This window comes from Nitratireductor aestuarii (assembly GCF_014641695.1).
Classification (GTDB): Bacteria; Pseudomonadota; Alphaproteobacteria; order Rhizobiales; family Rhizobiaceae; genus Chelativorans; species Chelativorans aestuarii.
Genome location: NZ_BMIF01000013.1, coordinates 38498 through 56445, shown reverse-complemented (window position 1 = coordinate 56445; position 17948 = coordinate 38498). Strand labels below are relative to the sequence as shown.

Annotated in this window: 18 protein-coding genes; 6 read left to right on the top strand and 12 right to left on the bottom strand. The window is 61.7% G+C overall.

Annotation, left to right across the window (positions count from 1 at the left end):
- Window positions 1–52: 52 nt before the first annotated feature.
- Entirely contained in the window at window positions 53–355 is a 303-nt protein-coding gene (locus tag IEX27_RS17490; RefSeq protein ID WP_188722375.1) for an alkylphosphonate utilization protein, read from the top strand.
- A 78-nt stretch (window positions 356–433) separates the two neighbouring features.
- Here IEX27_RS17490 and IEX27_RS17485 read toward each other — a convergent pair whose 3' ends face one another.
- The 10 genes from IEX27_RS17485 to IEX27_RS17440 all read right to left on the bottom strand — a co-directional run bounded on the left by IEX27_RS17485 (window position 434) and on the right by IEX27_RS17440 (window position 11752).
- The gene (locus IEX27_RS17485; protein WP_188722374.1) at window positions 434–1060 is read right to left on the bottom strand and encodes a hypothetical protein; all 627 of its coding nucleotides are present in this window, start codon (window positions 1058–1060) and stop codon (window positions 434–436) included.
- Window positions 1061–1154: 94 nt separating this feature from the next.
- Window positions 1155–2621 carry a SulP family inorganic anion transporter gene (locus tag IEX27_RS17480; RefSeq protein ID WP_188722373.1) on the bottom strand — a complete coding sequence of 489 codons (1467 nt, stop codon included), beginning with the start codon at window positions 2619–2621 and terminating at the stop codon, window positions 1155–1157.
- 192 nt (window positions 2622–2813) lie between these two features.
- Entirely contained in the window at window positions 2814–3224 is a 411-nt protein-coding gene (locus tag IEX27_RS17475; protein WP_188722372.1) for a DUF3830 family protein, read from the bottom strand.
- A 15-nt stretch (window positions 3225–3239) separates the two neighbouring features.
- Window positions 3240–4649: a dihydropyrimidinase gene (hydA, locus tag IEX27_RS17470; RefSeq protein ID WP_188722371.1), complete on the bottom strand. Its 1410-nt coding sequence runs from the start codon at window positions 4647–4649 to the stop codon at window positions 3240–3242.
- An 8-nt stretch (window positions 4650–4657) separates the two neighbouring features.
- Window positions 4658–5386 carry an amino acid ABC transporter ATP-binding protein gene (locus tag IEX27_RS17465; protein WP_188722370.1) on the bottom strand — a complete coding sequence of 243 codons (729 nt, stop codon included), beginning with the start codon at window positions 5384–5386 and terminating at the stop codon, window positions 4658–4660.
- Between the two features lie 11 nt (window positions 5387–5397).
- The gene (locus tag IEX27_RS17460) at window positions 5398–8283 is read right to left on the bottom strand and encodes an FAD-dependent oxidoreductase (protein ID WP_188722369.1); all 2886 of its coding nucleotides are present in this window, start codon (window positions 8281–8283) and stop codon (window positions 5398–5400) included.
- 15 nt (window positions 8284–8298) lie between these two features.
- Window positions 8299–9189: a dihydrodipicolinate synthase family protein gene (locus IEX27_RS17455; protein WP_188722368.1), complete on the bottom strand. Its 891-nt coding sequence runs from the start codon at window positions 9187–9189 to the stop codon at window positions 8299–8301.
- A 21-nt stretch (window positions 9190–9210) separates the two neighbouring features.
- Window positions 9211–9903, bottom strand: a complete 693-nt coding sequence (locus tag IEX27_RS17450) for an amino acid ABC transporter permease (RefSeq protein WP_188722367.1) — start codon at window positions 9901–9903, stop codon at window positions 9211–9213.
- 121 nt (window positions 9904–10024) lie between these two features.
- Complete coding sequence (locus tag IEX27_RS17445; protein WP_188722366.1) at window positions 10025–10846, bottom strand: ABC transporter substrate-binding protein; 822 nt, start codon at window positions 10844–10846, stop codon at window positions 10025–10027.
- Window positions 10847–11110: 264 nt separating this feature from the next.
- Window positions 11111–11752, bottom strand: coding sequence for a GntR family transcriptional regulator (locus IEX27_RS17440; RefSeq protein ID WP_188722365.1), 642 nt, complete (start codon window positions 11750–11752; stop codon window positions 11111–11113).
- Window positions 11753–11862: 110 nt separating this feature from the next.
- Here IEX27_RS17440 and IEX27_RS17435 point away from each other — a divergent pair, with 110 nt between their 5' ends.
- Window positions 11863–12537, top strand: coding sequence for a GntR family transcriptional regulator (locus tag IEX27_RS17435; protein WP_244630429.1), 675 nt, complete (start codon window positions 11863–11865; stop codon window positions 12535–12537).
- Window positions 12538–12641: 104 nt separating this feature from the next.
- Here the strand turns inward: IEX27_RS17435 and IEX27_RS17430 are convergent, their stop codons facing one another.
- Window positions 12642–13670, bottom strand: coding sequence for a phosphotriesterase family protein (locus IEX27_RS17430; protein WP_188722364.1), 1029 nt, complete (start codon window positions 13668–13670; stop codon window positions 12642–12644).
- 106 nt (window positions 13671–13776) lie between these two features.
- Here IEX27_RS17430 and IEX27_RS17425 point away from each other — a divergent pair, with 106 nt between their 5' ends.
- Genes IEX27_RS17425 through IEX27_RS17410 form a run of 4 tightly spaced genes read left to right on the top strand, consistent with a single transcriptional unit; the run spans window position 13777 to window position 17341 of the window.
- Entirely contained in the window at window positions 13777–14655 is an 879-nt protein-coding gene (locus IEX27_RS17425) for an ABC transporter substrate-binding protein (protein ID WP_188722363.1), read from the top strand.
- 22 nt (window positions 14656–14677) lie between these two features.
- On the top strand, window positions 14678–15541 hold the full coding sequence (locus tag IEX27_RS17420) for an aspartate dehydrogenase domain-containing protein (protein WP_188722362.1): 864 nt from the start codon (window positions 14678–14680) through the stop codon (window positions 15539–15541).
- Between the two features lie 9 nt (window positions 15542–15550).
- Entirely contained in the window at window positions 15551–16861 is a 1311-nt protein-coding gene (locus IEX27_RS17415; RefSeq protein ID WP_188722361.1) for a M20/M25/M40 family metallo-hydrolase, read from the top strand.
- A 57-nt stretch (window positions 16862–16918) separates the two neighbouring features.
- Window positions 16919–17341, top strand: coding sequence for a GlcG/HbpS family heme-binding protein (locus tag IEX27_RS17410; protein WP_188722360.1), 423 nt, complete (start codon window positions 16919–16921; stop codon window positions 17339–17341).
- A gap of 36 nt (window positions 17342–17377) precedes the next feature.
- On the opposite strand, the gene IEX27_RS17405 is transcribed toward IEX27_RS17410, so the two are convergent.
- The gene (locus IEX27_RS17405) at window positions 17378–17812 is read right to left on the bottom strand and encodes an OsmC family protein (protein ID WP_188722359.1); all 435 of its coding nucleotides are present in this window, start codon (window positions 17810–17812) and stop codon (window positions 17378–17380) included.
- Window positions 17813–17948 lie beyond the last annotated feature (136 nt).

Genomic DNA, 17948 nt, shown 5'->3' with positions numbered 1-17948 from the left:
GCTAAGGGCGCTGACAAACGCATTCCAGAAATCCCAAGGAAGGGCACTGCAGTTGAGTGATCAGAACGACGACTACGTCTACGATGAAGCGACCGGAGAATGGCGTCCCGCTTCCGAAGTGGCAGCAGAGAGGGCCAAGGCGGCAGAAGTTCGGGATGCCTCCGGCAATATTCTCGCTGACGGGGATTCCGTCGTCCTGATCAAGGACCTCAAGGTCAAGGGCGCCGGTCAGACGCTGAAACAGGGCACCCTGATCAAGTCGATCCGGCTGACCGAGAACCCCGAAGAGATCGACTGCCGTCACGACACGATCAAGGGGCTGGTGCTGCGCACGGAATTCGTCCGCAAGCGTTGATCAGTTACAAACGTTTAACCCCAAGGAAGCCGTCGCGCAGCCACGCGGCGGCTTTGTCTTACCTATGGAAGAGCAGGATCAGTTGGCCTTGAAGCAGTAGAAGTAGCCGTTGCCGCCTGTGCCGATCAGCGCTTCCTGTCCGCAACCGCGCGATGGATGGGCTGCATTCCACGAAGTACCGGTCGCCAGGGTTTCAGGGCCCATACGGTCATGGTGCCCGAGCATGGCGCTGCCCTCGCCATTGAGGGTCCAGTCGCCACAGGTCTGGCCCGCTGCCAACGTGCCGTCGGCATTGGAGCCTGTGAGAATGTCGTGCTGGTTCGGGGTCTCGCCTCGACCGGAAACCGGCTCGCCCTTTTCCGTAAGGGCTGTGGCCTTGGTGATATTGTTCTGCTCGCTGTGCAGCTCTTCAACACTGTTGGCGATGATCTCACCCTTCGCATTCGCCCAGGGTCCCGAGCCTATCCGGTCTTTCGCATTCACCCCTTCAGCGCTGAGATAAGCCCGCCACTCACCTCCCGTGGCGCCCGCCTCTTCCGCAAGCTGCTGGCAATGGGCGTCCGCCCCTTCGAGGCCGCCCAAATTGGCGCCGTCGCCAAGACCGACGCTCGTGATGAAGAAACCAATATCGGTATTTTGCGCGAAAGCAGCGGGTACGGCAGTCAACAGTAGTGCGGCAGATGCAGCCAGAACAATCGGCTTCATTCTCAGTCCTCCTCTGGTGAGCGTGAGGACCCATCAGAAAGCAATTCCTGCCAGCCGGCAAACATTCTGCGATCACGAATGGTTGAAGGTGGTTTTAGACTTCCTTCAGCCTAGCCTGTTCATCAAGCCGGGTGATCAGGCTTGCGCTTGCCTCGTTGAGCCCGATCACCTGCGCCGGAACCCCGTGGGCACGGAAACGCTGCACCACCTTTTCAAGAGCTGCAACCGCCGTAATGTCCCAGAAATGCGCCTTTGACACGTCGATCGTGACCTTCATTTCCTCTGCCGCCTGGATGTCGAACGCGTCGATGAACGCGTCGGAGGATGCGAAGAACACCTGACCGGCGACCCGGTAGTGCACCTCCCTCGCCTCCTCGTCGACTTCAGTCGCGATGTCGAGCAGCCGAGCGACCTTGAAGGTGAAGAACACGCCGCTCAAGAGAACACCAACTGCTACGCCGACCGCCAGGTTGGAGGTGAAGACGGTCACCAGCACCGTCACCAGCATGACCATGCTGGAGGTCTTTGGATGCACGACCAGTGTCTTCAGTGACTTCCAGTCGAAAGTGTCGATCGACACCATCACCATGATTGCAACCAGCGCGGCGATTGGGACCTGCGAGACCCATGGCTTCAGGATGACCATGAGGACCAGCAGCAGCACGCCGGCGAAAAGCGTCGAGAGGCGGCCACGCCCGCCGTATTTCACGTTGCTGACGGTCTGGCCGATCATGCCACAGCCGGCAATGCCGCCGAAGAGGCTGGAGGCGATGTTGGCAAGGCCGAGGCCCGTGCACTCGCGGTCCTTGGAACTCGTCGTGGCCGTGAGGTCATCGACCACGCTCGCCGTCATCAGCGATTCCAGCATCCCGACCATGGCGATCGCGAGCGCCGGTCCGATGATGATGGTCAGCGTTTCCCAGGTGAGCGGCACCATTGGCCAGCTGAAGATGGGCAACGCGTCGGGCAGCTGACCAAGATCCGCCACCGTCTTCACCGGCAGATCCATGAAAACGGAGACGAGCGTCAGCAGCAGGATGCAGATGAGCGGCGACGGGATGGCCGTCGTGATCCGCGGCGCGAGGTAGATGACCACGAGCCCAGCCGCCAGCATCGCATAGGCCAGCGCATCCCCGCCGATGATATGCGGCAGCTGCGCGGCGAAGATCAGGAGGGCGAGCGCGTTGACGAAGCCCGTGCGCACCGACTGGGAAACGAACCGCATCAGCGCGCTGAGGCCCAGCACGCCGAATAAGATCTGGATCAGCCCTGCGAGCAGACCGGCAGCGAAGAGATATTGCACGCCATGAATCGCGACTAGCGGAGCAACGACCAACGCCACCGATCCAGCCGCCGCCGAGATCATTGCAGGCCTTCCGCCCGTAAACGCGATCACGATGCCGATGATGAACGATGCGAAGAGCCCAACCTGCGGATCAACGCCCGCCACAAAGGAAAAGGCGATCACCTCGGGGATGAGCGCGAAGGTCGCGACCGCTCCGGCAAGCATTTCACGGACAGGGTTGGCGGACCATTCCCGGCGGATGGACGATAAGTTCATTGCAAATCTCTGAGAAGGTAGCGGACGCCCCGGCGTGCTAAGGCGGCCACAGTTTCACGCGGCGTAGGGAAAACGTCCTTGCAGGTCAATCGGTAGATGACCTGCGCGGCAACGTGTCGTGGAAGAAGGCCACAAAAGAAAATGCCCCGGAACAGTGCTCCGGGGCATTTTCAAAGGCGTTCGAGGGCTCGATCAGGCCAGCTCAAACTTGATGTCGTGCGCGCCTTCCCACAGGACCTTGTTGCCAAGCTCGGGGAGCTTGTCGAGGTTCGAGGTGAGCGTCAGAAAATGGTTGCCGGAGAGCTGGCCAACCTTCGAGGAGAAGTCGACGCCACCATAGGCGAGCAGGATTTCTGCCTCGCTCTCACCACCCGGATACAGAATGAAGTGTCCGGGAGCCGGATGGCTGGTGTTGTTCTCAAAGCCGACGCTGAAGTGGTTGTCGCCAAGCGGAACCCAGACGCCCTCGCCCGACCAGCGCACGTGGATGATCTTGTTTTCGAAAGGCAGGAGCTTCAGAAACGCCTCGCAGGTCTTCGGAGCCTTTTCGGTTTCCAAAACAGCGTCGAAGACGAACGGGCCGGCGGTGACTTTCAGGTTCATGTCAAGTTCCAGTTATCAGAGAGAATTGGGGGTGCGGGTGCGGGCCGTCTGATACTGGCCGTCGCCCTTCTTGCCGACGAGCTCGCCGTCGCTGACCATGACGCTGCCGCGCAGGATAACCGTGGTAGGCCAACCGGTTACCTCGATTCCTTCATACGGCGAGTAATCCGCGCCGTCGTGGAGTTCGGCGTGACGGATGGTGCGCTTGACGCTCGGGTCCCAGATCGCGATATCCGCGTCGGAGCCGATCGAAATCGTGCCCTTCTGCGGATAGAGGCCATAGGTCTTGGCGTGGTTGGTCGACGTCAGTGCGACGAAGCGCGAAAGGTCGATACGGCCCTTCATGACGCCTTCCGAGAACAGGATCGGCATACGGGTCTCCACGCCCGGAATGCCATTCGGGATGTGGCGGAAGCTTTCCTTGCCCTTCGGGAATTTCTTGCCGCGTTCATCGTCGTACTTGAACGGGCAATGGTCGGACGAGAACAGGTCGAACACACCCGTCTCGATGCCGCGCCAGCATTCTTCCTGCGCAGCCTTGTCGCGGGGAGGCGGTGAGCACACGAACTTCGCGCCCTCCCAGTCCATGCCGTCGAGGTCTTCTGCCGTCAGCATCAGGTACTGCGGGCAGGTCTCGCCAAAAACCTTGAGGCCCCGGGCGCGGGCGCGCGAAATCTCTTCCATCGCCTGACCGTTGGAGACATGGACGATGACGATCGGCACATCAGCGATCTCGGCAAGCGTCAGCGCACGGTGGGTTGCCTCGCGCTCCACGGCGGCCGGACGGGTCGAGGCGTGGGCGCGCGGCGCAACATCGCCGGCAGCCTCGTGCTTCTCTATCAGGTAACGGATCGCGTCCTCGTTCTCGCAGTGGATCATCACCGTGGAGCCGGTGGAGCGGGCGACGTCCAGCGTCTTCAGGATTTCTGCATCGTTGAGACGCAGGCCCTCATAGGTCATGAAGACCTTGAAGGAGGCGTAGCCCTCGCCCGCGAGCGCCGGCAGTTCCTGACCAAGCAGCGTCGGGTTCGTCTCGGAGACGATCAGGTGGAAGCTGACGTCGGTGTAGAGGTTGCCCTCGGCCAGCTTGTGATAGGCGTTCAACGTCTGGCGGAGCGGCGTTCCCTTCTCCTGCAGGCAGAACGGCAGGACCGTCGTGTTTCCGCCGAAGAGTGCCGAGCGCGTTCCGGTCTCGAAATCGTCGGCCATGGAAATCCCCTCGCCCGAGGGCTGGGAGATGTGGACGTGGCTGTCGATGCCGCCCGGCAGAACGTACTTGCCGGTAGCGTCAATCACCTTCTCGGCACCATCCAGCGAGGTACCGATCTGGACGATCTTGCCGTCCTTGATGGCGATGTCCGCGGTATAGACATCGGAGGCCGTTGCGATGGTTCCGCCTTTGATGATGAGATCGAACGTGCTCATGGTCATCCTCAATGGTGCAGGATCTTGCCGAGAAACGCCTCGGTGCGCGGGTTGTGGCGGTTGTTGAAGAATTCTTCGGTCGGGCGATCCTCGACGATCTCACCCTGATCAATGAAGACTACGCGAGTCGCGACCTTGCGGGCAAAGCCCATTTCATGGGTGACGATCATCATCGTCATGCCTTCAGCGGCAAGGCTGGTCATGACGTCCAGCACTTCCGAGATCATCTCGGGGTCGAGCGCGGAGGTCGGCTCATCGAAGAGCATCGCCTTCGGGTTCATGGCAAGCGCGCGGGCAATCGCAACGCGCTGCTGCTGACCACCCGAAAGCTGGCTCGGGAACTTGTGCGCGTGATCGGCAAGGCCGACGCGATCGAGGAGCGCCATGGCCGTCTTCTGTGCGGCGCTCTCGTTGCGGCCGAGCACGATGCGCTGCGCCAGCATGATGTTTTCAACTATGCGCAGGTGCGGGAAGAGCTCGAAGTTCTGGAACACCATGCCGACCAGCGTGCGCAGTTCCGGCAGGTTGGTCTTCGGATCGTTGACCTCGATGCCATCGACCTTGATCGACCCTTCGCTGATCGGCTCCAGCGCGTTGACGCACTTGATCAGCGTCGACTTGCCCGAACCGGAGGGTCCGCACACAACGACAACTTCACCCTTCGCAACGCTTGTGCTGCAATTCTTCAGGACAGCGAAGTTGCCGTAGTATTTGGTAACGCCGTTGATTTCGATCATCATCGCTCTCCTTAAAAACGCCCGATGGAATAGGGCGTGAGATCGCGGCCCGGATCGCGGCCGCATATGAGTTCTGCTGTAAGCTGGCCAACGATCGGGCCAAGCGTGAAACCGTTGGATGTGACGGCATTGAAGAAGCCCGGCATGGCCGGATGCTCGCCGAGGATCGGCGCGCCGTCGATATTGATGTTCATGGCCGCCCAGGTGCGGATGACATGCAGCTTGCGCAGACCCGGAACCACATGCTGCGCAACCCAGACATTACCTTCAATGCTGGAGAACATCGGGCGCGGATGGCTGTGGACCGGATCGAGCCCGGCCGTCCAGCCGCCGCCGATGATGAAATTGCCGTTCGTCGCCTGTTTCAGCGTCAGGTGACGGTCCGCATGGGCTACGAGATGCGAGATCGCCGGGGCCGCCGCTTCCGTCACGATCATCTGCAGCGGTGCGCCAAACACCGGCACGTTCAGGCCGAGCATCGCGCCGATGCGTGAAGCGAAGGCACCTGCCGCATTCACAACCTTGCCGGCGCGGATGACACCGCGCGACGTGGTGATCGTGTAACCCGTCCCGGACTTCTCAAGCGAGAGCACTTCCGTGCGGTCGAAGACGCGGGCACCGGCTGCAATGGCTGCATCCATCACATGAGGTGTTGCAACCAAGGGATTGATCTTGCCTTCCAATGGGCAGTAGGCGCCGCCAATCATCAGCGGTGACAGCGAGGGCTCAAGCTTTTCAAGATCAGCCTTGCCTATGACATGGCATTCAATGCCCATTTGCCGTTCGACGCTGGTCTTTTCCTCGAGGAAGCGCATATGCGCCTCGGTCTCGCCAACCATCAGACCACCGGTGATCTTCATCTCGAAGTCTTTGCCGGTCTCGTTCTGAAGCTGCTGCCAGAGCAGGATGGAGTCGCGCTGGAGCGGCAGGGTTTGCGCTGCAGCACCGCCGCCGCCTTCTGCGCGGGCGCCATGGTCGAAGGAAAGAAGCTGCGCGTGAAGGCTGCCGGCATTACCGCCCGATGCGAGACCACCCGGGAAGGCGCGTTCGAGCACGACGACATCCTGACCAGCACGGGCGAGGAAGAGCGCCGTGGAAAGTCCGGCAATGCCGCCGCCGATGACCACGGTCGCAGCTTCCTTCACCGGAAGCGGATCCTTGTGGGGCAGCGGAGGACGCTCGGGCAGCAGCGCGCGCTTGTGGCCACCCCATTCCGGCTTTTCGAGGGCAAGGGCCGCGAGCGGGATCGGGCGGAGCGGCATCTGCGGCGCAAGCAGACCGTTGGTGTCGTTGAGCGGCTTGCCTGCAAGCTTCGTCAGAGTACGGCTGCAATAGCGGCTCTGGCAGCGGCCCATGCCTGCGCGGGTAAGACGCTTCAAGGTTGCAATGTCGGGCGGGCTCGCATCAGCCGTGCCCTTCAGCGTTCGTGCAAGAACGCTCTCGCAACGGCAGGCGATGGTGGCGTCAGAAACAGAGGTTTCAGGCGTGGTCGGCGCAAAGAGCTTCCAGAGTGCAGCCTGGAAGGCCGTGGCGCGGGAAAGCTTGCGCTCGGCCGCCGCGTCGGGCTCTGCCTTCAGGCTGAGCTTCCTTGCGATCGCGAGGCCCGCGAGCCTGCCAGCGGCCATGGCGACATGCGCGCCGCCGAAGCGAGAAGCCTCGCCGACAATGTGAATGTGCTTCAGCGAACTTTCACCATCAGAACCGCAGACGGCCTGCAGGGTCCCGTCTTCCCGGACGCTGTGGGCGCAGCCCAGAAGCCGCGAAAGTTCGTTCGATGAGGTAAAGTCGCCGCCGAGCAGAACCGTGTCCACCTCGAGCGTCGCGGTGCCCTTCGGTCCCGAAACGGTGACCGAGCGAACGCGCTCGTCACCGTGAATTTCCGTGACTTCCGACCGCCAGGCGAACTTCACACCAGCCTGCTGGAGACGGGCAATTTCCTTCATGCCCTTGATGGCGAGCGCCGGGTCATGCCGCAGAAGCGCTGCCGACTCTACGGGACGCGTCCAAGGGGCGGCGGCACGTTCGACAAGCTGCAGCACCGTGCCTCCAGCCTTGACGATTTCGGCGGCGACCTGAATGTTGAGCGGACCGTTGCCCGCGATCAGGACGCGCTTGCCGGGCAGCGTTGCATAGCTGCGCAGAAGCGTTTGGGCCGCGCCTGCGGTCATGACGCCGGGGAGCGTCCAACCCTTAATCGGCGCGGGACGCTCGAATGCACCGGTGCCGATGATGAGCATCTTCGGATGGCAGTAGAAAGCGCCATCAGGTCCGAGACAACCGATGACCGGAAGCCCATCCTCGTCATGCGCAGCCCCCCAGACGGTTACACCGCCAAGGATGGTGACGCCAAGCGCCAGCGCCTGGGCAATCAGCGCTGCGCCATCACTTGCCTGCCGGTCGCCTTCTAGTTCGCGGCGGGCCGAGCTGGTGTTCGGTTGCTTGTAGAACTGGCCGCCAGCCGAGTGACGCTCGTCGACGATGGTGACGGAAGCGCCGGCGGATGCGGCGGCGATTGCGGCGGAAAGGCCCGCGGGGCCGGAACCGATGATGAGCAGATCCATCGAGCGCTGCTCGATCGTCTCCGGTATCGCACGAAGATCGGCAACCTCAGCAGAAGCGATATCCGGCTTGGCCTGCTGGCGGTCGATGTGCATGCCATCGGCAACCGGCGTCATGCAAGCGCGCTGGCTGGTGCGTCCGTCGACCGTCACGAGGCAGTCGTGGCAGACACCCATGCCGCAGAAAACGCCGCGCTTCTTGCCCGCGGCATCCGTCGAAAAGTCGGGGCGGCTACACTGCGTCAGCGCAGCCGCGATCGAGAGGCCGGCTTCGACGGTATGCGCAACGCCATCGACGAAGATCGTTGCCTGAGCGTTTTGTTGTGTCGGAGCCAGCATCATTTCAGTCCTGCATCAGCGGGCGTAGCGAAGGTTGAACCGCTCGACCAGCGCCTTCATCTCGGCATCCTTTTCTGCCGGCAGCGGCAGGCGCGGCGGCAGCGGGTTGCCAGCGGCAAAGCCCATGTGGGTCAGCAGCGACTTGGAGCCTGCGACATAAGCCTGTCCGCCAACTGCGTTGATGATCGGCAGCCACTCGAGATAGAGCGCCTTGGCCTCATCATACTTCTTCTCGTCAGCGGCGAGTTCGAAGATGCGGGCCATCGGTCCGGGAGCCACGTTGGAGGCAACCGCCACCCAGCCCTCAGCGCCCATGACGAAGGACTCAAAGCCCATGATGCCACCGAAAGGCGTCATGTTCTTGCCTGCCAGACGGATGATGTCGCGGATGCGGAAAACCTCGAGCGTCGATTCCTTGACGTAGTCGCAGCCCTTGATCTCGGCGATGCGCGCCAGCAGCTCCGGCTTCATGTCGACGTTCGACGTTGCCGGGTTGTTGTAGACCATGATCGGGATCGAGATCGCCTCGGCAATGGTCTTGTAGTGCTGGACCAGCTCGTCGTCGGTCGGCGTCGAATAGAACGGCGGGATGATCATGACGCCATCGGCGCCAAAGGCTTCGGCCTTCTTGCTCAAGCGAACGGCTTCGCGGGTGTCTTCCGCGCCGGTACCGATCAGGACAGGAACGCGACCAGCAGCCGTGTCAATCACGGTGCGGGCAACTGCATCCCAGTCTTCTTCGGAGAGCGACAGGAATTCGCCGGTGGAGCCGAGCGGGATCAGGCCATGGATGCCCTGCTCGATCTGCCAGTTGGTGAAGTCGGCGAGAGCAGCGAGGTTGGCGCGGCCATCGGCGTCAACCGGGGTGATCATCACGGTGTAAACACCGCGAAACTTCTTGGACATGACGTATTCCTTGTCTGAAATTTAGCGCTTGTGCGGGACGGCGACCTGAGCTGTCGACTGGCCGAAGCGCCGCTCGATCCGCCGCTGGACGAAGTCCCATAGCGTGGTGAGCACGAGGTAATAGATGGCGGCGACCGCGAAGAGCTCAAGCACCATGAACTTCTCCTGGATCAGGACCTGCGTGCGGCGCAGCAGTTCTTCCATGGAGATGACGGAGGTGACCGAAGTGGTCTTGAGCAGGCCGTTGACCGAGTTGCCGAGCGGCGGAATGATGACCTTGAATGCCTGCGGCATCACGATGTAGCGCATGATCTGGCGCTCGGTCATGCCGAGGGCGCGAGCGGCGCGGGACTGGCCTTCAGGCACGGCCTCGATGCCGGCGCGGATGATTTCCGCAAGATATGCCGCTTCGTTCAGGGCGAGGCCGAGGAGAGCTGCCTCAATCACCGAGAAGCGGATGCCGAGCTGCGGGAGCGCGGTGTAAATGACAATCAGCTGCACAAGCAGCGGCGTTCCCCGGAAGAGCCAGACATAGAACCAGGCGACGCCGCGAACGGGCGCGAACTTAGACCGGCGCATCAGCGCGATCACGAAGCCAAGGATCAGACCGGCGATCAACGATACGCAGGTGAGCCAGATGGTAGTGAAGACCCCGCCCAGAATGAACGGATTGACGAGATAATCAAAGAAGCCGGACCAGCTCCAGATCGACATGGGGAAAGCCTTTCAAGCCGGGGAGATGGGCGCCGGGCGGGCCGGCGCCGCGATCGGGTTCAGCGATCACTGGATCGTTCGCATCAGTCAGGAACGATCCAGGTTGGCGGAAGCGGTTGGCTTAGCGGCCCGGACCCTTCACCGAGTAGTCGGACTCAGGCATCGGCAGACCGTAGCTGTCGAAGAGGGCAACGAGCGAACCGTCTGCCTTCATTTCCTTCAGAACTTCGGCAACAGCGTCAGCCAGCGCGGGGCTCTTGAGCGCGAACGCAACCGGAGCCGGGTAGAGGCCGCTCACCGCACGGCGGAAGTCGCCACGGCTGTCGTATTCCTTGGCAACGGCGTCGATCGAGACAACGCCATCGAGCTGGCCAGCACGGAGAGCCTGGTAGGCGAGCGCGAAGTTGTCGAACGTCTGAATCTTGAGGCCTTCCTTGCCGGCAGCCTTCAGCTCTTCGTCGAGCAGGCGCGTCTTGGTCTCTTCGAAACCACCGATCTCAACGCCGATGCGCAGGCCGGCGAGATCTTCCTTGGTCTTCACCGCGTCATTGCCGGAAGCGACGGAGACGCTGATCGCCTGTGCTTCGTACTGGATCATCTGCATCATGGCGGCGCGTTCTTCGGTGTAGAAGATGCCGGTGTTGATCATGTCCCAACGGCCAGCTGCGAGACCCGGGATCATCGCGGAGAACTCGATGCGAACGTATTCCGGCGTCAGGCAAAGACGCTTGGCGATCTCTGCGCCGAGTTCGACGCGCATGCCCTTGAGCTCACCTGCCGAGTCGACGAACTGCAGCGGAGGCAGCGTCGGGTTGGACGACATCACGAGCGTGCCTGACTTGATCAGCTCGGAGTCCGCAACCTTCGGGGTGCAGTCCTGCGCCAGTACGGCGGTGCTGGAGGCAAGGACGACAGCGGCGGCGTATGAAATCTTGCGAAACATTTTTCTTGTCCCTCTGGACTGTTGCTCTTGGTTTTAGCCTAAGAATGCTTGCTTCAATCGCATTCATTTGGTATACCAATTCTATACACAGAGCAGAGAAGCCTTGCAAGCAGTTTTCACGCTCTCACGAACAACAAAATTGGTGACAGAAAGGGAGCCCGCGTGGAGCTGCCAGCGAGTTTCACCGTCAAGCGAGATCACGTGACGGCCAGGGAAGTGCGGAGACAAAAGCCTTTGGAGCGCACCCGACAGGGAACGCCTGCCCTAGTATGTGGCCAGCACGTTCTTGCGGATCTGATCGAGATGGGCCGCCATGGCGGCACGCGCAGCCTCCGCATCCCGCGCGGCAAGCGCCTCGAGAATCGCCTGATGGTCCGAGAGACCGGGCTTGCGTTGCGCGAGCTTGCGCTGCCGCTCGAAGATGGTGGTGTAGCGGCGCATCTGCTTGATGGTGTCGGCCATGAAGGGGTTGCCGCTCGCGATAGCGATTCCATCGTGGAGCGAGTCGTCAAAGCCCCAGACGGTTGCAGGTTCCGGATCCGGATCGGCGTCGATCGCCTGCAGCATTTCCACAAGCTGAGCGACTTCCTCGGCTTCGATCGATTCAGCCGCCAGGGCCGCGGCAGCCGGCTCGAGCAGAAGGCGGACCGCCACACTGTTCAGGTAATCGGCAAGCGTGATCACGCGCACAATGAGTACGCCCTTGGCATTGCGGACCAGAAGCCCCTGCCCTTCCAGACGGCCGAGCGCGTCGCGCATCGGAGAACGCGAAACGCCAAGACGCTCGGCAAGACGGCGCTCCTGCACAACAGTGCCGCCGGCAAGCTGGGCCGAGAGAATCTCTTCGAGCAATGTTTCGTAAGTCTCGTCGGCGAGGCTCTTCTCCGTCACGACACTGTCAATCATGGCTTCGCAATCCGATCCAATTACCGCTCCGTTGCTATGAACGATGAAACGAGGCAAGAAAAGTCCCAAGGACGGATTGTCATGGGCAGTGGGGGATACCGAGCGTGACCTTGACCGAGAATCGAGCCGATCGCGGCAAGAACCCGAGACAGGGCGACAAGCTGGCTTCTCAGGCCTATCGAGCCGTCTCCGACATGATCCGCAGGCGCAGGCTTGGCGCCGGCCACGTCATCGTGGAAGCCCGACTTGCCGAACTGCTCGGCGTATCGCGTACCCCATTGCGCGAGGCGCTGCAGCGCCTTGAAGGCGAGGGTCTGGTCTACAAGGGCGACGGGCGCAACTATGTCGTCCGCCAGGTCGACATCGGTGAATATATCCAGAGCCTGAAGCTCCGCCTCCTGATCGAGCCGCACGCCGGCGTGCAGGCGATGCCGTTCATCCCCGGACGCAGGCTCTACGAGGTTCGCCGCGAGATCGACGAGTTGATGGCAGCAACCACCTACCACATCGATTCGCACTGGGATTCCGACGACAACCTGCACAACCTGCTGATCGATTACTGTGGGAATCAGGTCATGGCGGAAGTGCTGCGCAAGCTGCGCGCGACAACCCGCCTGTTCGAGATCGGCCAGCTTCAGGACCGCCTGAAGCCCGACTCGGCCGAACATCTCACCATCATCGATGCGCTGCAGCGCCAGGACGCCGACGCCTGCTTCAAGGCAGTCGGAGCCCATATCGAAAGCCTGATCGCCTTCGCACGGCTGCACATCGGGATTGCGGACTGACGCTAGAGCAATTCCAGGAAAAGTGGGAACCGGTTTTCCGTCCGGAATTGTTCTAAAACAAAGATTTAGATCATTTCCGCGTTTCCGTGAAACACTGAAATGAGCTAAACGAACGCCAGCAGCCTTGCAGGCGTCGCCACCAGCAGCTTGTGGATCTCGCTGTCGGCGAAGCCGCGATCCTTCATCAACGGAATGACGTTGCGCAGCATGTGGCTGTAGCCATGCCCGCCGTAGGTCTGGAGGCGGGAACGCGTGCAGATGTCGTGGGAGGCGACGACATTGTCGGAAAGCCCCTCCTCGAACAGCCTTCGGATCGCATAGATGCGCATCCAGTCGGTCGGCAGATCGGCAATGCCAAGCCAGTATTGCGATTGCTCGATACCGAAGAAATCGTATTCGACGACGCAGCCGCGACGCGCCAGCGCAACCACCTGATCATCGCTGGTGAAGGTGCGCTCCATGTGATCGATGATGACGCGCGAGAGGTCAGCCCCCGCCGCTTCCAGGATATCGAGGATCTCGAAGGGCGCGTCCGGATGGCGTCCGGGGTGGACGGTGATCGAAGCGCCTGTTCGCTGTTGCGTCTTTGCAGCGGCCTGTAGCGAGCGGCGCTCGAACGGCGTCAGCGGCCATGAGCAGCCGATCTCACCGATGATGCCGCAGCGGACATCGGTACCCCACGCGCCTTCCAGCACCTGAGCTGTCATGATCTCGGTCAGCTCTTCAACAGAGAGGGCGAGTGTCGTCTGATCCTGATAGGCTTCCGTGTAAAACCCGGCTCCGAGAATAATGTGCACACCAGTGGCGAGGCTCACTTTCCGCAAGCCTTCCGGATCAGGGCTCAGGCCTCCGATGGTCATTTCCACGATCGTTCCGCCGCCAGCGTTGCGGAAGCGCTCGACCTCCCGCGTCGCAACGGAGACATCCTGCATGCGGTGATTGCCGGGAAAGTCGTTCGGCCGCCAGGTCACGTCGAAGACGTTTTCCAGCGTGATGACCACCTCCTCCTCCGGCCTCACGCGTCGCGCTTCAGGTGTCAGCTCGAACAGGATGTGCTCATGCATCAGCGTCTGGCCAAGACCTGAGGCAGGGACCAGCCCCGTTACCGTCTGCACCATGCCTGTACGCGCCATACCCGCCTCCTGCATCTATCCCTTGTAGTTCGCATATAACTGGTATACCGTACGAATACAAATAATTTACGGAGAAGCAATCAAGCTTCCCGAGGGGAAAAGGACCATGACAGACAACATTTTGAAGCCTGCCTTCGCCTCAGGGTTACCTACGCGCCGCAGCGTTCTGCTCGGCGCAGCAGCTACCGGTGCAAGCCTCGCCCTGGGGGGACGCACCGCCTTTGCCGAGGCTAGGCTTGCGCCTCCAGCGATCATCAAGTCAGGCACACTCGTGATGTCGACCAACCCGACGTTGCCGCCCCTGCAGTTCGTGGATTCGGCTGGCGAGGTCCAGGGCATGCGCATCGAACTCGGCAAGGAGCTCGCCAAGGCCCTAGGTCTGGCGCCCGAGTATGTGAAGGTTGAGTTTGCGACCATGGTGCCGGGCCTCGCTTCCGGACGCTGGGACATGATCAACACCGGCATCTACTGGACCGAAGAGCGCTCGAAGCTCATGTACATGATCCCTTACGAGCGCGCTGCGATCAGCTTCATCGTGCCTAACGGCAATCCGAAGAAAATTGAGAAGTGGGAGGATATGGCAGGCCTCGCCGTGGGGGTCGAGCTTGGCGGCATCGAGGAGAAGCGCACCCGTGAAGTCGACACCATGTTAAAGGAGGCTGGGCTGCAGGGTATCACAGTGCGCGTCTTCAACAATTTCTCCGAGGCCTTCCAGGCGCTGCGTGCCGGCCAAGTCGATGCCGCGACTTCGATCGACGCAACTGCGCAGTTCCTTCAGGACAAGGGTGAATTCTACCGAGCAGTTTCCGGCCTTTTCCCGCAGACGGCAAGCCTTGCCTTCGCCAGCAAGGAGCTCGCCGATGCTTCAGTCGAAGCGCTGAACAGCTTGCGCAAGTCTGGATACTATGACGACCTTTTCGCCAAGTACGGCGTTCTGACCATCGAGGAAGAACTCTTTGCCATCAAGGGACCCGGCCCGGCGTAAGGCCCTTGGCAGGAAAATCGTTATGACGTTCAGCCAATATGATCCCGCGCCGACCGCGCGGGATCAGGTTACTCTGACAGCCCGCAGCGAGTCTCTCGGCATCATCGGCTTCGGGCCGATTGGCCGGAGGCTGGCCGAGCGCTTTGCTGCGGCCGAAAGTGGTCCTCGCCTCGCCGCACTTCTCATTCGCGAGCGCCAGCTTGAGGAAGCCCGCCGCCTCGCTCCAGGCGTCACACTCTGCACTGATCTCGATGCGTTCATCGCGGCAGGACCCAGCATTGCAGTCGAATGCGCTTCTCCCGCGACCTTCGCTGCAAGCGCACCGAAGCTGCTCGCCACTGGATGTGACATCATTCCGCTGTCGCTGGGCGCCTTCGCTGATCCGGCCGCCGAAACGCTGCTCAGAGAGGCAGCAGAGCGAGGCCCCGGCCGGATCGAGGTGCCTGCGGGCGCGCTCGGCTCGATCGGCTTTCTTGCGGCGGGGCGGGAGAACGGTCTTTCCCGCGTGAATGTCACCGTCGGCTATCCTCTCCAGCGCTGGCAGAAGATGGGAGCCGAGCGATTTGCGCCAGTAACCTCAGTGCAGGTTGCGACACCTTTCCTTGAGGCAAGCGCACGCGAAATCGCGCTGCATTTCCCCGGCCACCTCAACGTCGTCACTGCCGCAGCGCTCGCCGGCCTTGGCCTTGATGAGACGCGGGTGGAGCTCGTTGCCGATCCGGCTGCAAGCCAGGCCTGGTTCCGTATCGAGGCCATCTCCGCTTCAGGACCGGTTACCCTCTTCGTCGGCGGGCGCGACGCTCCGGTCGAGGAAGACCCGCTCGACTACACCACCTTCAGCGCAATGCGCCTCTTGCGCCGCCGCTCGGCCCCCATCGCCATATAGAGATAAACCATGCACGACGTGATCGAGACCATCCGCAACCGGGCAGAAGCCGACAAGGACGCTATCCTTGGTTCGCTGCGCGAATACATCAGGCGCGCACGCGACGGCGAGGATGCCGTTAAGGACCTGTTCGCCCGCACGGCGGAAGCTCTTGGCTGCACCGTTTCCCTGCATGACTACAGCCCGGCGGACGTCGAGCTGATTGAGGAATTTGCGGGCGAGATCGCCATTGATCCGCAGCCCCGACGCAGCGTCGTCGCCCATCTCAAAGGAACCGGAGGCGGTCGCAGCCTGATCCTCTTCGCCCACCCGGATAACGAGCCTATCCCTGCGGAGACTGGCTGGAAGCACGACCCGTTTGCTGGAGAGATCGTCGACGAGCGGATGCATGGCTGGGGCATCGCGGACGATCTTTCCGGCATTGCAGCGGGCCTGCAGGCGATCGAACTGCTGCGTTCGCTCGGGCTTCAGCCTGCGGGCGACATCCACATCGCCAATACGCCGTCGAAGCGCCATGCCCGTGGCGTCCACCGGCTTTTGCAGGAAGGGCTGACGGCAGATGCTGCCGTCTACCTCCACCCGGCCGAATCCGGCGTCGGCATGAAGGAGGTGAAGGCTTTCACCTCCGGCGAAGTGGACTTTCGCATTGTCATCCAGGGCAAGCAGCCTCCCACCACAGAGCCGCTTCAGACGGCCTTCGCGCATCAGGGTATCAATGCCATCGACAAGGCCTACGTCATCTGGGACGCGCTGAAGAAGCTCGACGCCGAACGTGCCGAGCGCGTAAAGCACCCCGCGCTTGACGCACAGGTTGGCCGTTCGACCAACCTGATGATGTCCTACATTGAGGCTGGCAATCCGAAGCGTCTCTCGCGAATTGCCGAGACATGCACGCTCGGCGCAGCGCTTGCCTTCCCGCCGCACGAAAAGCTGAGTTCCGTCTGTGCCGAGATCGAGGCTGCGGTTGGAGAGGCGGCAGAGGCCGACGAGTGGCTGCGCAACAACCCGCCGAAGATCATCTGGGACGCTGGCACTACCGGGGCGGAAGTCGCGCGCGACCATCCCCTGGTTGAGGCTGCGTTTGCAGCGGTTGCAGGCGTTTCGGGCGGCGAGCCCTTGGTCAACCCGATGCACACGGGCAGCGACATCCGCGTGCCGAACGTCCAGAAAGGCATTCCGACGATCGGACTCGGGCCGCTTTGCGGCGACCTCACCCAGAACGGTAGCCGTGATGAATGGGTGGACGCGGAGGATCACGTCCGTTTCGTCGCCGCCATCGCTGGGATTATCGCAAACTGGTGCGGGACCTCGGCAAAATAGTGTGCTAGTCGCTCGGCTTAAGCGCGACCATTGATCCATTGTAAGAAGGAAAGTTACATGCTGAAGATTACGCGACTGGACATTGCGGATGCCCGGGTTCTCATCGCTGGAGCGGCGGAGAAGGCCAAGGAAATTGGCGTCCCGATGTGCATCGCCATCACCGATGAAAGCGGCAACCTGATTGCGTTCGAGCGCATGGACGGCGGCAAGGTGACCTCCACCACGATCGCCATCGACAAGGCCTTTACCGCTGCTGGCGCCAAGAAGGCGACGCACGATTACGGCACCGCGAGCCAGCCTGGCGCTCCTGCCTACGGCATCGCTTCGGCAATCGGCGGCCGTCTGATGGTTGTTGGCGGCGGCCTTCCGGTCATCGTCAACGGTGAAGTCGTTGGCGGCATCGGTGTGTCCTCCGGCACCCCTGCGCAAGACCGCGAAGTTGCCGAAGCCGGAATTGAAGCGTTCCTGAAGACGGTTTAAGCATGGAGGCTCCGCGCCATGCGGAGCCTTACCCCTCTAGGCGTCAGCCGGAATGTCTGCCACGTCGCGGATTTCCACATCGCTCATCAGCGTATTGCCCACGGTGCAGATGCGGTGCGCCTCATCGATGAGCCTCTGACGCTCCTCTTCCGAAAAGTCGCCGTCTATCGCAAAGACGCAATCGAACCGGGCAATCCGCGACGGCTGATCAGGCGCCTTTTCGTGCTGCACATCGACCTTTACCGACGCCAGCCTTTCGTGCAAGCCAAAGCTTCGGGCAGCAATCCGCACGCTCAGCACAAGGCAGCCTGCAAGGGCCGCATCCATGAGCTCGAGTGGCGTCATGCCGCTTTCGCGCGCCCCGTTTGCAAGATCGACGCTCGCACCGGATGACCGCGCGGTTACATTGCCCTGCCCCTGCCCGGGCAGGAAGGCTTCGACCACATTGGACCTCTTGACGATATTCACCATGACACGCTCGACACTTGCTTGAGTGGGGGCGCGGACTCCGTTCGCACCCGTTTGCCTCAATGTATGGAGCCGAAGCAGCCGCGGCAATGACGCTCAATGCAAGCCTCGTACAACGGGTAAAAACTTTATCCGGCAA